Source organism: Alteromonas pelagimontana (assembly GCF_002499975.2).
GTDB classification, from domain to species: Bacteria; Pseudomonadota; Gammaproteobacteria; order Enterobacterales; family Alteromonadaceae; genus Alteromonas; species Alteromonas pelagimontana.
The window spans coordinates 3,128,889-3,143,766 of the sequence record NZ_CP052766.1 but is presented as its reverse complement, the minus strand read 5'-3'; the positions used below and the strand labels follow the sequence as shown (position 1 = coordinate 3,143,766).

The following is a 14,878-nucleotide window of genomic DNA, read 5'->3' as shown; positions in this document are numbered from 1 at the left end:
GGAGACTCATGACACGCTCGTGACATCACATAGAGTCAATTTTTCCCGTCCTGCCTTTAATGCCATCAATCAGACCTCGCAGAACATAGTGTCCACGTAGCTTCCCTTCCGGAAACCACCATCTATTTACCGCCCAACGTAAAGGTAAAACCGGTAAGTGACGGCACTTCCAATATAGGGGAACGTACTGGCGTCGAGAAAGTATAAGCACATTGCGTACCTGATAGTACAATCTTACTGGCGCACCGCGCTTAAAGTTCAATCCTAGTATGCGATGACGCGCGTCTCCTTGACGATGACGCATCTTTATATTATGAGATTGGACAATGGAAAAGCCTTTATAACGAGCTCTCCAGCACCATTCGTGGTCAACACCATCAATAAAAAGGGCTTCGTCCTTTTTACCAATTGCATTAAACATCGATAAATTTATTAGCATACCCGATGCAATAATTTGACGTACTTCCGCCAATCCGTCTTTAAGTTGTAAGGCCTTTTGCAGTCGCGGTTGCACAGGCGCATTATTAAACTCACAGACAATCATGGGTCCAATGGCTGCTACTTGAGTAAAGTGATGTGTCGCAGATTGATATTCGGAGAGTAAACCAAAAAGTAACTCTTCCGTTAGTTGACTGTCTTGATCCAGCACCAATCCGTATTCTGCGCCCATATCCTGTAACGCCTGAATTCCCTCGTTTTGTGCTGCGGCTATGCCAACATTCGCGGGGCAGTGGATGTACTTAACATTGAAATTTTGATGGGAAAGAGGAACAGGAGAATTATCGACCAGCACCACTGGCCAATTTATCTCATTTAGTTTGTTTATCATCTTCTCCAGATGCGCGATCTGAGGATGATAAAGAATGATAACGGCACCGACTTTCAATGTTTTATAATTTTTTCCAAAAGTAAGCGGTCAAACTTGTAAGCGAGCTTGACTACTTTTGCAGGCATTAAACGTAAACAAAGCACGCCACACGCGTAGGTCACATTCCAAAGGGTAAAACGACGAAGCGCTTTCATAGCATATATACGCGCCTTAAACTCATTAACAGACTTAGCAAACCCTCTGCGTTTATAAAAGTCGTTCACTCTTCTAAATTCAAGCAACCTTTCTTTAAGGTTCCTAAAAACAAAACCGTGCGAAGCTAATGTTATCCACAAAAAATAATCTTGTGTATTTAGTAGATCAGCATCATACCGGAAGCCTTGAGCAAAAACATCATACCGAATGGTCACCGTAGGATGATTTAGTGTACACCTTCTAGGTAGCATTCTGACAATCTTTTTGTGGGAAGCAGGCATTACCCGCGCCCCCACTTTATTGCCTTCTTCATCAATTTCAGTTAAACCCGAACCTAAAACAGCTACATGCTCATGATGCTGTAAATAACTGATTTGCCTTTCCAGTCTTTCTGGCTTAGAAACATCATCTGCGTCCATTCTAACGAAATATTTAGGCGAAATACAAAAACCCCATTCGATCGCCTTATTCATACTTGCTGCTAGGCCTATATTGGTTTCGTTCTGCAGCAACACGATTCGGGAGTCTCGCTCGGAAAACGCAAGAAGCAGCTCCATAAGCTCTGCGAGAATGGTTCCATCAATAACAATAACGAAAACGAAAGCATCCAGAGTTTGCTGAAGAATGCTGTTGACGGCCTGTTCAACCCAGTTAACTCTGTCTCCGTTATATACAGCCATTGCGATTAGTGTATCGCACGACGGTAAAGTAGCTGCATCAGACAAGATTTTAAAAGAAGTAGACAAAAGACCCGCCAATAGCTAAAGAAGTAGTTAAAATTAGAGGGGGGGAAACATAGCAAAAAACGGGGAAAGAGTCCTGCACTATTTAGGAGCGTGCCACCAGTAGTGGCCGCTTTCAAAAAAGAATTCCCTGGACACGCTTAAGCGTGTCGCCAGTTTTTAACGGTTCGTATCAATTGCCAGATATTCTGGATGACGAGGCTGTAAATCATCAACAATCCAATAAAACCCCAGAACATGACAGCTTCTGGAACACGATAAAACTCACCAAGTACGCCGATCAGGCAATAGCAAGAGCCGAGTAGAAGGATAGCCACGAGAGCTTGTTTGGAGCTCAGTCCCGCTCGCATAAAAATGTTATGGAGGTGCTTTCGATCAGGACGCAGCATAGATTGTCCTTTTCGCGCACGTCGATACATGATCGCAGCCATATCCATTAATGGCAAACCTATTAGCCACACCCCCGTAATTGGCCTGAACGCTGCAGAACTGCCTTGGGTATGATCCACTAAAAGCCACACTATCGTAAGCCCTACAAACATGCTGCCAGCGTCACCCATGAAAATTTTGTTGCCCTTGAAACCCTTCCAGCTCAAATTGAAGGCAAGAAATGGAACTATCGCGGCCACAATAATCAGAGGTTCCATAATCGCGCCGCCATTGCCTGTCGCGAGAAGAAAACCCACGACAGTTAAAAGCACAATGAGGCTCATTCCCCCTGCAAGTCCATCAATACCATCAATCATGTTGAAGGCATTGATAACACCCACCACGCAAACAATGGTGAAAAAATAACCGCCCAAACCAAGCGTGACATTTCCGATACCAATAATATCGCCTAGAGAAGTGATGTAATTCTGCGCGCTCCACGCCATAATCGAGGCGACGCCAAATTGGCACACCAAGCGTCCTTTCGCGCTGAGTTCGAAACGGTCGTCCATCATTCCCAATAAAACAATAAACGCCGAGGCAGTAAAAAATAAGGGGTTGTTTTTCATCCACACATCAGTAGCCACACTGGCTACTAACACAGCCATAAAAATGGCTACTCCCCCGGTAAGGGGAACAATACCAGCATGTCGTTTGCGAAAGCTGGGTTGATCCACCAATCCGAATTGGTGGGCTAGAGGCGTCATTACGACCAGGAGTATCAGCGCAACAAAAAAAGCCGTAAATAACGGTACAAATTGCAAATAGTCAAACATTCTTATCTAAGGTCCCTTGTAGCCAGGCACTTCTTTTTGCCAATGCAATTTTGCCGCTTCGTTCTATGAATTCTGGGGCAATCCATTTTACAACCACTTCCATTTTATTTCTGCCAGACAAGACGTAATCCAGTAATGAGAGTCTGGATCTGAAATCTCGCCATATGATAGTAAACATTCAAAAAGCTGACCAGCCCTAAATGATAAAATACCTGACTACGCCCGCACTTTTTATTGTTGTAAGCCATTTTTTAACCAACTCCTCTTTCAAACGCACTAAAAGTCTCTGTAGGAACTGTAATTTTTAAACTTTATGGTATGCTATGCGCCAATTTGCTCTAAGGACGTCATATTAGAATGGTAAGCAAACGGCGAATCTTTTTAAGCGTGATTGGCCTCTCCGTTTTCTTGTCGGGGTGCGCTTCACAACCGACAAGTGTAGAGGCAGACATTCCCTTGGTTCATGCCAACCTCACGCAGGCCGCTGTTTTTGATGATGCAATCTTCATTCCAGCGGGAATCTACCCGACCGATCAACTTATCGAAGTAGATAACCACAGTTATCAAGTGGGCAAAAAATACTGGTCCGCTCGTGGACAGGAATGCCGGAAACTGTTGTTGGTCGACTCATCTGCATCAGTTGCAAATGTAAAGCGGTCAATGTGTAAAATGGATGGGCGCTGGTTGTTACTCAGCCCTTTAGTGCAATCCGCGAAGATCCTAACAGAAGCAGGATAACAGGTAATGAAAGGTTTTTCTTTAGCACGCATGCTATTGGTAGCAGGTACTTTATTATCTGCCGTGATAATGCGTGATGTTTATGCACAATCCGCCGAACAAATCGAGCAACTTCGCCAGCAAGTGCAGCAACAAGGCGGAACAAGTTCTGCTGCTGCGGCCAATGTGTCACCAATGTCGCTAGGCTCTTCTGCATCTCGTACTATTCAAAGCGCAAACGCCAGTCAACCGTCAGTTGGACAATATTCTTCGCAGCCTCGCGCTGGCCTTCCATTACCTGGCGAACCTACCATAGATACGGTTTATCCTGCCCAGGAGCCTATAGTTAACCCTCCTTTTGCTGCCAACCTTTTCATTGGAGGGTTCGAATCAGAACGTACAAACGGATTAAATGATAACTATCTTATCGCTCCTGGAGATAAAATTTCTATTTGGATGTGGGGCGCAGTTAACTATTCAGATGTTGTTACTGTTGATAATCAAGGAAACATTTTTATTCCGAATATCGGTCCGGTTCATCTTGCTAACTCCCCGGCCGGATCGGTAAACCAGACTGTTACGTCAACCATTAAACAGGTCTATACCAACGATACAAACGTCTACGTTAACTTACTAACCTCTACGCCAGTTTCTGTGTTTATTTCCGGACCCGTATTGCGTCCAGGTCAGTATGCGGGACAAGCGTCTGATAGCGTACTTTATTATTTGAAAAGAGCTGGCGGTATTGATTTTCTTCGCGGCAGTTTCAGACAGATTGATATACGCCGGAACGGGAAAATTATAGCATCTGCAGATTTATACCGTTTTATTAAAGATGGCTATTTACCCGAAGTCGCGTTTAAAGATGGCGATACTATTTTGGTAAGACCCATTGGCCAAACCGTGGTAGTAGAAAATGGCGCCAGAAACAGCTTTACATTCGAATTTAAAAGCGACGAGTTATTAGGTGAGACACTAACAGAATACGCGCGACCTAATGATTTTATCAGTCACGTTTCAGTAGCTGGCGTAAGAGAAAACGGGCAATTTGCTCGCTATTTCGCATTAAACGATTTCACTAATTTTCCTCTTCAAGGTGGAGATCTCGTTGAATTTGTTGACGATCATGAAGAGCAAATCTATCGAATAAATGTCGCTGGCAGCCATACCAGTGCGTCACAAATTATGGTAGATAAAGGCACGCGTTTACAAGATGTGCTTAACTTCGTTGAAATTGATCCTTCCTTATCTGACGCCCAGAATGTTTATTTGCTTAGAAAAAGTGTAGCAGTTAAGCAAAAGGAGATTATTGAAGAAGGATTGCAGCGTCTTGAGCGAAGTGTGCTGACTGCACCGATAGGTTCGACGGGAGAAGGCGCTATACGCGTACAAGAAGCGCAACTGGTTTCAGACTTTATTGCGCGCGCTCGTGAAATTGAACCTCTGGGAAAAGTCATTGTGTCTGAGAATGGAGACATTGCTAATATTCTATTAGAGTCTGGCGACACCATCGTTATTCCAGAAGTGACGGATCTTATTCATATCGGTGGTGAAGTGTTGTTACCCCAGTCTGTCGTTTTTAACCCTGATGCAACCACTGAAGATTACATCGCTTGGGCAGGTGGATTCACGCAGAGAGCGGACGATGAACGCATATTAATCATCCGCAAAAATGGAAATGTAGCGTTCGACAGCGTTGATGGAAGCTTTTGGTCTGCGGGCAAAAAAGATTTAACACTTGAAGCCGGCGATCAAATCGTCGTTCTTCCTGCAATCGACGTTAAGTCCTTACAGGCAATAAAAGATATCACGCAAATTATCTATCAAATCGCTGTTGCGGCCAACGTTGCGCTGGAGTAAGTGTGATTTCTTTCAGAGAGCATCTTTCTGCGTGGAAAAAGGTGATTTTCGCCCTCTATCTACGGGAATTACAAAGCAAATTTAATGATAAGCTTGGCCTGAGCTGGGCTTTTTTTGAACCCTTTCTCTTTATTTTTGTAATGTCATTTGTTCGAGGGTTTATTAGCGGCAAGATAGTGCACAGCATTCCGCTGTTTGCCTTTATGATGATAGGTTTGGTTGGCATTCAATCTTTTATGAGTTCACTAAGTAATGTCTCTGGTTCAATAAAAAAGAATAAGCCTCTTTACGCATTTAGGCAGGTACAGCCACTATCATCGGTGATAACTTCTGGTTTCTTAGAGTTTATTATCAAATGCGGCGTTATTCTCTTACTGTCCCTTGCACTATACTTAACGGACAGCACTTTTGTAATTGACGATCCTTTACTTCTGATATACCTTTTTTTAAGCCTGTGGGCATTCTCAATTTCCTTAAGCTTACTTTTTGGCATAGCGGCATCGTTTGTTCCGGAAGTGAACAAGCTACGTTCTATGTTAACACGGCCTCTCTTTTTTATTTCGTGTACCTTTTTCAGTCTTCAAGATATTCCCGAAGAATACTGGCCTTGGCTGACGTGGAACCCGTTGGTACATTTTATTGAACTGGCAAGATATGCCTGTTTCCCTTCTTATGGTGATAAAGGGGTGAGTCTGCAGTTTGCTACGGAATGTACATTAATCACAGTGTTTTTTAGTTTAGCCGTATATCATATTTCTTGGAAAAAGTTACTGGCGCGATGATTAAAATATCCAATTTAACCAAAAGCTATCCAAGCCGCCTCGGCCCTCAATATGTATTCAAGAACTTGAATTTTACGTTTCCCACGGAAAATAACGTTGCCATTTTAGGTAAGAACGGAACGGGTAAATCAACTTTATTCCGCATGCTCGCTAAAAGCGAATATCCTGATCGCGGTTCTATTATTTCTAATAAAACGATGTCGTGGCCGGTAGCCTTGCAAACTGGGATTCATCCACATATGTCAGGCAGAGAAAATGCAAGATTTATCGGTCGCATTAATAATGTGCGATCTTTAACTCAATATGAAAATGCTGTACAGGAATTTGCCGAAATCGGAAAACAATTTGACTTACCGGTTAGGAACTACTCTTCGGGTATGAGAGCGAAGCTCGTATTTGCTTGCTGTATGAATATAGATTTTGATATTTATTTAATTGATGAAGCTACATCAGTAGGTGACCCAGGGTTTCGTAAAAAGGCGAAAGTCACATTGAAAGAGAAAGCAAAAACTTCTGGGGTGGTAATGGTGAGCCATGAACTGGATCAAATACGCGAGTATTGTACCTCTGCGGTCTTAATTCAAAAAGGCAAGCTAAAGTTTTATGAAGATTTAGAAGAAGGCATTTCGGCTTATACCGAAGAAGGTAAAAAATAAAGCCGATTAACTCGTATTAGGTATAAAAATAGTGCAAGAACAGTTTCAGAAATACATAAAGACAGTAAAAAAGAATTCTCTTATTCTGGTAATTTTTCCATGGGTAGTTTATGCACTTTATTTGGTATTTATTGCTTCACCGCAATATGAAAGTCAGAGCAAGTTGATAATTAAATCTACCGATGGGGGAAGTTCTTTTGATCCGTCAATGCTGTTATCGACAGTATCTGTTGCCACAAGTGCCACTGACAGTCAACTTGTAGAAGCGTTCATACTCTCTTCTGACATGCTCCACTATTTAGATCGTGAACTGAACTTAAGTGAACACTATCGTTCTGAAAAAGCGGATATTTTTAGCCGCTTAACCCACGCATTTAGTGAAGAAGAGCTAATGGATTATTATCTTAACCATATTGAAGTAAGTGTAGATTCTGCATCTTCTATTATTACTTTAACCACTAGAGGTTTTACGCCTGAAATAGCTAATAATATTAATAAAGCTATTGTTCGTCACGCAGAGTCGTTCATCAATGAAATTAGCAATAATCTGGCAAAATCTAAACTACGTTTTGCTCAAGGTGAGCATGATATTGTAGAAAATAAACTTCAAAAATCCAAAACGCAAATTCTTGAATTTCAATCTAAGCATAATGTTTTAGATCCCACCGCTGAAGGCGCTGCATTTCAACAAATAGGTTTTTCTCTACAAGCCACACTAGCGCAGAAACAAGCAGAACTAAATACGCTTACTACTATGATGTCGGATATTGCTCCAGAGGTACAAAATGCTAAGCGCCAGATAAAAGCTCTTCAAAAGCAAATAAATGAACAAAAAAAGAAGATCAGTGGTCCTGATGACTTAGATTCGCAAATTTCTGTCAGCGAGCTCATGGCTCAGTACAGTAATTTACAAGTGCAACTTCAACTGGCCATCCAGGCATATTCTTCTTCACTTATTACTTTGGAAAGCGCAAGGGTTGAAGCATATCAGCAACTACAACATCTTGTAACGATAGAAAAGCCCACCTTTCCAGAAGAAAATAAATATCCCAGAATTGTTTATAATTTAACGCTCTTCGCTGTTATTTTATTTGTTTTATACGGCACAATAAGAATTATTGTAGCTACAATAAAAGAGTTATAAGTACGAATGATGGATGACCGTGTTGGCATTGTCCTCGCTGGAGGTTCAGGAACCCGTTTACACCCTTTAACCAAAGTAGTAAGCAAACAGTTGATGCCGGTTTACGACAAACCGATGATCTATTACCCGCTGTCTACGCTTATGTTAGCTGGGATCCGTGACATTCTCATTATTACTACGCCTGAAGAGCAAGGGCGGTTTCAAGAACTGCTTAATGACGGTAGTCATTTAGGGATAAATTTACAGTATATCGTTCAACCTTCTCCTGATGGATTGGCCCAGGCTTTTATTCTGGGCGAAGAATTTATTGCCGGACGCCCCAGCACACTTATTCTTGGCGACAATATTTACTATGGCCATGATATGGTTAAGTCTTTAAAAGCTGCAGCTGACAAACCAGACCGAGCGACAATTTTTGGCTATCATGTTCAGGATCCCGAACGTTACGGTGTCGTCGACTTCGATGAAAACGGTAAAGCTACCAGTATTGAAGAAAAGCCTGCTCAACCCAAATCCCATTATGCGGTTACCGGCTTGTACTTTTATCCTCCTGAAGTCGTAAGTATTGCAAAAAGCATAAAGCCCTCCTCTCGCGGGGAGTTAGAAATTACAGACGTAAATAACGTATTTCTAAAACGAGGCCTGCTTGATGTCGAGGTAATGGGCCGTGGTTCCGCCTGGTTGGATACCGGTACTATAGATAGTCTTCTTGATGCGGCAAACTTCATTGCTGCTATAGAAAAAAGACAAGGACTCAAAGTGTGCTGTCCAGAAGAAATAGCTTATCGCTCTGGGTACATCAATAAAGAGCAACTTAAAGCCCTGGCTAAACCGCTGGTAAAAAGCGGTTATGGTAAATATTTAATACAAATTCTGAACGAAAATATTTTTTAATTATGCAAATAATTAAAACTGCAATAAATGATGTAAAAATTGTAGAGCCAAAAGTTTTCGGTGATGAACGCGGCTACTTTATGGAAAGCTTCCGCGACAACTGGTTTCGTAAACACTGTGCTGACGTACAATTTGTTCAGGATAATCGTAGCCGTTCGAAACAGGGAATCCTGCGAGGACTGCATTATCAGCTTGAACAGACTCAGGGAAAATTAGTATCGGTTACCGAAGGTGAAGTTTTTGACGTTGCTGTGGACATGCGCAAGTCTTCTCAGACTTATGGAAAGTGGGTAGGCGTACATTTAACGGCTGAGAATAAGCACATGTTGTGGGTACCTGAAGGGTTCGCACACGGGTTCTATGTTATTTCTGAATTTGCTGAGTTCAGCTATAAATGTACAGACTACTATCATCCCGCATCCGAAGTCTCTCTAGCATGGAATGATCCCTCGGTAAATATCGCATGGCCTCTAGTAAATGGAATTGCTCCTTCACTTTCAGCAAAAGATCAGGAAGGTTATGCCTTTGCAGACGCTCCTTTCTTTTTGTAACGCTCTTTCGAGAAAAATATGATAACTATTATAGGAAAAAGTGGTCAACTTGCGAGCGAACTACAAGAGAGCCTATCTTCATTTGAGAAGCGAGCGCTCGGTCGCCACGATATCGACTTAATGTCTCACGGCGCTATTGCAACGGCACTTGATAGCCACAAACCTGCCGCTATCATTAATGCATCTGCCTATACAGCAGTTGATAAAGCCGAGTATGAAAAAGAGGCAGCGTACGCTCTAAACAGCACGGCGGTTAAAAATCTCGGTGAATACTGCGCATCCAGAAACATACACTTAGTACAGGTTTCTACAGATTATGTTTTTAACGGCACGCACTCCTCTCCAATATCAACAGAAGCCCCACGTCAGCCCTTAGGGGTATACGGCGCGAGTAAAGCGGCGGGCGAAGAAGCGCTTGAGCACATCGAAGCACTTTCATATTGCATTATTCGCACTGCCTGGGTGTACTCTGTTTTCGGAAATAATTTTGTACACACCATGTTGCGTTTAATGGCTGAAAAACCGCAGTTACGTGTGGTCGCTGATCAAATTGGTTCACCAACCTGGGCGAAAGGCTTGGCTGCAGCATGTATTTTTGCAGCGGAACGTAAAGTTTCAGGAATTCATCATTGGACAGACCTTGGTGTAGCGAGCTGGTATGATTTTGCCGTAGCTATTCAACGTATTGGCGTCAAACAAGGGCTTTTAAATACAGCTATCCCTATACAACCCATAACTACTGCCGATTTCCCCACTCCGGCTGCCCGGCCTGCATATAGCGTATTGGATAAACAGAGCCTTACAAAGGTATTTGCTGAGTTGCCACAAGATCATTGGGAAAACCAGTTGGAAAAAATGATGACGGATTTAGTTAAATGACAAACGCCTACAATAATATGAAAAAATCATTACTCGTTACCGGCGGCGCCGGATTTATTGGAGCAAACTTCGTCCACTATTGGTTAGCCAATCATCCCGATGATAAGGTGGTTGTGCTGGATGCACTTACTTACGCAGGCAATCGCGAAAGCCTGGCGATGGTAGAAGACAATGCTAATTTTACTTTTGTCCACGGCGACATTTGCAATAGTGAATTAATAGTTAATCTATTCAAAGAACACGAAATTGATACTCTGGTTCACTTTGCCGCGGAATCCCATGTAGATCGTTCGATTACAGGGCCCGATGCTTTCATCGAAACGAATATTTTGGGTACCTATTCGTTGTTAAAAGCTGCCAAGCAGGTGTGGCTAGACGATGCTATTGCTGAAAAAGGCACGCCAAAGCCCCATCGCTTTCACCACGTATCGACTGATGAAGTTTATGGGACGCTGGAGAAGGACGATCCCGCCTTTTCCGAAACTACGGCCTATGCACCAAACTCGCCGTATTCGGCTAGTAAAGCGGCATCCGACCATCTCGTTAGAGCGTATCACCACACTTATGGCTTGGAAGTGACCACGAGTAACTGCTCAAATAACTATGGTCCTTTTCACTTCCCTGAAAAGCTTATTCCGCTAGTTATTACCAATATTCTTTATAATAAGGCATTACCGGTATACGGTGATGGTCAACAAATTCGCGACTGGTTATATGTAGAAGACCATGCACGAGGAATAGAAAAAGTCCTGCTGCAAGGTGCTATCGGTGAAAACTATAATATCGGTGGGCACAACGAATGGGCTAATATTGATATCGTCAAGCTGGTATGCAAACTTATGGATGAGCAGTTCGCGCAAAATCCTGAGCTGGCCTCGCGCTTTGCTCAAGCCACGCATGCTGCAAATGGCTGTAGTGCAGACCTTATCACCTACGTTACTGATCGTCCTGGCCACGACAGACGTTATGCTATCGATGCAACGAAAAGCCAGAGTGAACTCGGTTACACTCCTTTCGAATCGTTTAACTCAGGCATCAGTAAGACATTAAACTGGTATCTCGATAATGAAAGCTGGTGGGCACCTTTGTTAAAAAATCAGCTATAAAAAGCATAACACACCGGGAGTACACCCTCGGTGTGTTGGCGTAAACCACCGTTATTGCCAGGCCTCTCATCACTTCTCCACTTTCCTCCGCCGCTTTGCTTGTATATATTCGGATCCTTTAGTATAACGTTCTAGCTTTTGCGGATCTTATAAACAGAAGAGGCTAATAACGACATAGCTACCCGCTTCGCAAAAGACATATAATAAAACCTATACGGAACTCTATTGTGACAACAAAAATCTCTAACGATACAAGTTTTTTCGGCCATCCAGGCGGCTTACAAACCCTATTTTTTACTGAAATGTGGGAGCGCATGAGCTACTACGGTATGCGGGCGCTTCTCGTCATTTTTATGATGATAAGCATTGAGGAACAAGGCCTTGGTTTCTCAAAAGACAATGCTTACGCTATTTATGGTCTTTATACCGGTGCTGTCTATTTTATGGGACTATCCGGCGGCTGGATTGCTGACCGACTCCTAGGTGGTCAAAGAGCTGTTTGGTATGGCGGTATCATCATCATGCTGGGGCACATCGTTCTAGCTATTCCTTCTAACAACACTTTTTTTATCGGCTTAATTCTGGTTGTACTTGGCACCGGGCTGTTGAAGCCAAACATCAGCGCAATGGTTGGGCAGTTGTATGGTGAAAAAGACGCGCGCAGAGATAGTGGCTACACCATCTATTATATGGGGATAAACCTTGGATCGATAATTGGTAATATCGGTTGTGGCTATCTTGCTGCCAACTACGATTACCATCTCGCATTCGGATTAGCAGCTATCGGAATGGCAATCGGTTTAATCCAATACAAAATAACACAACCTAAGCTTCACGGAATCTCCAGTGCTCCTACCGTTGAAATGTCAAAAGCCGGAGTGCAGCGCAGTTGGTTAGCCGTTATTGCTTTTCTGATCGCGCTTGTCATTGTTACTGCACTAACTTCTCTAGGCATTCTGGTTATTGATGTTGTGGCTGTTGCCACCTATGTTGCATATATTTTTACCGCTATTTTCTGTCTTTACTACGCCAGTATCTATTTTATGGGGAATCTGACGGGTGATGAGAAGAAGCGTTTAATTGCCCTACTGCTGATATGTATTGTATCCGCCTGTTTCTGGGCGGGATTTGAGCAAGCAGGTTCTTCTTTAAACGTGTTTGCCTTTGAAAATACCCAAAGAATGATCGGCGATTTCGAAATTCCCACCGCCTGGTTTCAGTCTCTCAATTCCATCTTTATTATCACGCTATCACCATTTTTCGCTGTATTGTGGATAAAGCTTGGGCAGCGCATGATGGACCCTTCCTACGGACTAAAATGCGCGTTAGGAATTCTCATTATGGCCAGCGGCTTTATTGTCATGTTTTTTGCTGCTCAGTTGGCGGCCAGTGGACTAAAAGTCGCGCCTTACTGGCTAGTCGCGACGTACTTCCTGCATACAGTGGGCGAACTTTGCTTAAGTCCCGTTGCACTTAGCGCAGTCAGTAAACTTTCTCCGAAGCGCTTCGCCGGACAAATGATGGGGCTTTTTGTTCTCACCTATTCTATCGGCAACGTGATTGCTGGCGTGTTGGCCGGTGCGTTTGGAGGCGAAGAATCCGAAGTGAGCGAGCTGTTTTTGAATATCGTGGTATTTGCAGGCGGTGTTGGTATCGTGGTGCTTGTGCTTTCCCGTCTAACTAAGAAGTGGGAAGAACTGGCGGACAAAGAGCACAAGGATGAAGATCTTCCTGTCTCCCGTTAGGAAAAAACGCTAAATGCAAAGCGGCTTTATTCCCGCCCCACATTAGCCTACAATAAGCCGCTGTAAACGTTTTCCCGTGCAGCGGCTTGCTTTTATCAGAGACTTTATGGCGCTATTTTTTACTACCCGACATATTCCACAACTGCAGGGGCTGCCGCTTTCAGAACGAATGCAGCGCTTGGAAGCTGCAGCAAGAAAAATGACTGCACCTGAGAAGACCTTTCTTAACGTTCTTAAGCTTTTAATTATAGTCCCCGTCTTTGCGCTGATATTAAGAACAGCAACAGACTGGTCATCCTTAATTTGGGCTGGCGCCGTATTTTTACTTTATCCCAGCGTTGTTAAGCCAATTCAATATTCTATAAGTGCAAAATATTTGCCTCAACAAGCATCCAAGGAGTGAGAATGAAAACGATTCTGGTAACAGGCGGAGCCGGCTATATCGGCAGCCACACTACCCTGCAATTACTGGAGCAAGGTTACAAGGTAGTTGTGCTGGATAATCTGGTTAACTCCAGCGCAGAATCTTTACGTCGTGTAGAGGCTCTTACTGATAAAACCGTCACTTTTGTACAAGGAGACATTCGAGACGATGCTGTTCTTACTGAGATTTTCAGCGAGAACAACATTGATGCTGTTATTCATTTCGCAGGATTAAAAGCCGTTGGTGAATCAGTGGCGAAGCCTCTCGAATATTACGAAAATAACGTGTATGGCACGCTTTCGCTCTGTAAAGCGATGAGCCGTCATAATGTTAAGAATATCGTATTCAGTTCCTCAGCTACCGTATACGGCGATCCTGTCTCTTTGCCCCTGCATGAGAAAATGGCCACTGGACATCCTACCAATCCTTATGGAATGTCTAAGCTTATGGTCGAGCACGTACTTACCGATCTATACCAATCAGATAACAATTGGAATATCGTTGTGCTGCGCTACTTCAACCCGGTGGGCGCTCACGAATCGGGGCAAATTGGTGAAGATCCAAACGGTATTCCTAACAACTTGATGCCTTATATTTCCCAGGTCGCTACGGGCAAGCTTGAACAATTGAGCGTGTTCGGAGACGACTATAATACCAAAGATGGTACCGGCGTAAGAGACTATATTCATGTGGTGGATCTTGCTAGCGGTCATTTAAAGGCGTTGGATCGTCTTGCTCTAAATAGCGGCTTAGATATTTATAATCTGGGAACCGGCCAAGGGTACTCAGTTCTTGAAATGATTCATGCCTTTGAAGCCGCCTCGGGCAAATCCATTAACTACCGCATTGCCCCCAGACGCAGTGGCGACATTGCCGCCTGTTACGCTGATCCAACATTAGCGGCAACGGAATTAAACTGGCACGCCGAGAAAAGTCTTGAGGATATGTGTCAGGATGTATGGCACTGGCAATCAAAAAATCCTTCTGGATACTCAAAATAATTGATCAGGAAGGGACGTCACGCAGGGCGAGTCAATATTTATTAAACGAAAAGTGAAGTTTCTTAGCCGAACTTCTGGAGCATGGATGCTCCAGCAGAGCCATCAGGGATGATTTTATTGCGTTTCGGATAACAAACTTTTATATAT

At 43.3% G+C, this 14,878-nt stretch carries 15 protein-coding genes; 12 read left to right on the top strand and 3 right to left on the bottom strand.

The window, feature by feature from the left end; all coding sequences use genetic code 11:
* Window positions 1-25: 25 nt before the first annotated feature.
* From CA267_RS13775 to wecA, 3 genes are all read right to left on the bottom strand, one after another.
* Entirely contained in the window at window positions 26-886 is an 861-nt protein-coding gene (locus CA267_RS13775) for a glycosyltransferase family 2 protein (protein WP_075610678.1), read from the bottom strand.
* Window positions 883-1,770 (bottom strand): glycosyltransferase, encoded by an 888-nt coding sequence (locus tag CA267_RS13770; RefSeq protein WP_075610679.1) that lies wholly within the window; start codon window positions 1,768-1,770, stop codon window positions 883-885. Before CA267_RS13770 ends, CA267_RS13775 begins: the two co-directional genes overlap by 4 nt.
* A 137-nt stretch (window positions 1,771-1,907) precedes the next feature.
* Entirely contained in the window at window positions 1,908-2,972 is a 1,065-nt protein-coding gene (gene wecA / locus CA267_RS13765) for a UDP-N-acetylglucosamine--undecaprenyl-phosphate N-acetylglucosaminephosphotransferase (RefSeq protein WP_075610680.1), read from the bottom strand.
* A gap of 357 nt (window positions 2,973-3,329) precedes the next feature.
* Here wecA and CA267_RS13760 point away from each other — a divergent pair, with 357 nt between their 5' ends.
* The 12 genes from CA267_RS13760 (at window position 3,330) to galE (ending at window position 14,731) form a co-directional block, all read left to right on the top strand.
* Complete coding sequence (locus tag CA267_RS13760) at window positions 3,330-3,710, top strand: hypothetical protein (protein WP_075610681.1); 381 nt, start codon at window positions 3,330-3,332, stop codon at window positions 3,708-3,710.
* Window positions 3,711-3,716: 6 nt separating this feature from the next.
* Entirely contained in the window at window positions 3,717-5,549 is a 1,833-nt protein-coding gene (locus tag CA267_RS13755; protein WP_075610682.1) for a polysaccharide biosynthesis/export family protein, read from the top strand.
* 2 nt (window positions 5,550-5,551) lie between these two features.
* Window positions 5,552-6,331 (top strand): ABC transporter permease, encoded by a 780-nt coding sequence (locus CA267_RS13750; protein ID WP_075610683.1) that lies wholly within the window; start codon window positions 5,552-5,554, stop codon window positions 6,329-6,331.
* A complete protein-coding gene (locus CA267_RS13745) occupies window positions 6,328-6,987 on the top strand; it encodes an ABC transporter ATP-binding protein (RefSeq protein ID WP_075610684.1) in 660 nt (219 codons plus the stop codon). The genes CA267_RS13750 and CA267_RS13745 overlap by 4 nt, the downstream gene beginning before the upstream one ends.
* Before the next feature lie 31 nt (window positions 6,988-7,018).
* Complete coding sequence (locus CA267_RS13740; RefSeq protein WP_075610685.1) at window positions 7,019-8,131, top strand: capsule biosynthesis protein; 1,113 nt, start codon at window positions 7,019-7,021, stop codon at window positions 8,129-8,131.
* 9 nt (window positions 8,132-8,140) lie between these two features.
* On the top strand, window positions 8,141-9,025 hold the full coding sequence (rfbA, locus tag CA267_RS13735; RefSeq protein ID WP_075610686.1) for a glucose-1-phosphate thymidylyltransferase RfbA: 885 nt from the start codon (window positions 8,141-8,143) through the stop codon (window positions 9,023-9,025).
* Between the two features lie 2 nt (window positions 9,026-9,027).
* Complete coding sequence (gene rfbC, locus CA267_RS13730; protein WP_075610687.1) at window positions 9,028-9,576, top strand: dTDP-4-dehydrorhamnose 3,5-epimerase; 549 nt, start codon at window positions 9,028-9,030, stop codon at window positions 9,574-9,576.
* An 18-nt stretch (window positions 9,577-9,594) separates the two neighbouring features.
* A complete protein-coding gene (gene rfbD / locus CA267_RS13725; RefSeq protein ID WP_075610688.1) occupies window positions 9,595-10,455 on the top strand; it encodes a dTDP-4-dehydrorhamnose reductase in 861 nt (286 codons plus the stop codon).
* The gene (gene rfbB, locus CA267_RS13720; RefSeq protein ID WP_408609396.1) at window positions 10,452-11,561 is read left to right on the top strand and encodes a dTDP-glucose 4,6-dehydratase; all 1,110 of its coding nucleotides are present in this window, start codon (window positions 10,452-10,454) and stop codon (window positions 11,559-11,561) included. Before rfbD ends, rfbB begins: the two co-directional genes overlap by 4 nt.
* A 227-nt stretch (window positions 11,562-11,788) precedes the next feature.
* Entirely contained in the window at window positions 11,789-13,306 is a 1,518-nt protein-coding gene (locus CA267_RS13715; protein WP_075610689.1) for a peptide MFS transporter, read from the top strand.
* A 106-nt stretch (window positions 13,307-13,412) separates the two neighbouring features.
* Window positions 13,413-13,709: a DUF6170 family protein gene (locus tag CA267_RS13710; protein WP_075610825.1), complete on the top strand. Its 297-nt coding sequence runs from the start codon at window positions 13,413-13,415 to the stop codon at window positions 13,707-13,709.
* A gap of 2 nt (window positions 13,710-13,711) precedes the next feature.
* The gene (gene galE / locus CA267_RS13705; protein ID WP_075610690.1) at window positions 13,712-14,731 is read left to right on the top strand and encodes a UDP-glucose 4-epimerase GalE; all 1,020 of its coding nucleotides are present in this window, start codon (window positions 13,712-13,714) and stop codon (window positions 14,729-14,731) included.
* Window positions 14,732-14,878 lie beyond the last annotated feature (147 nt).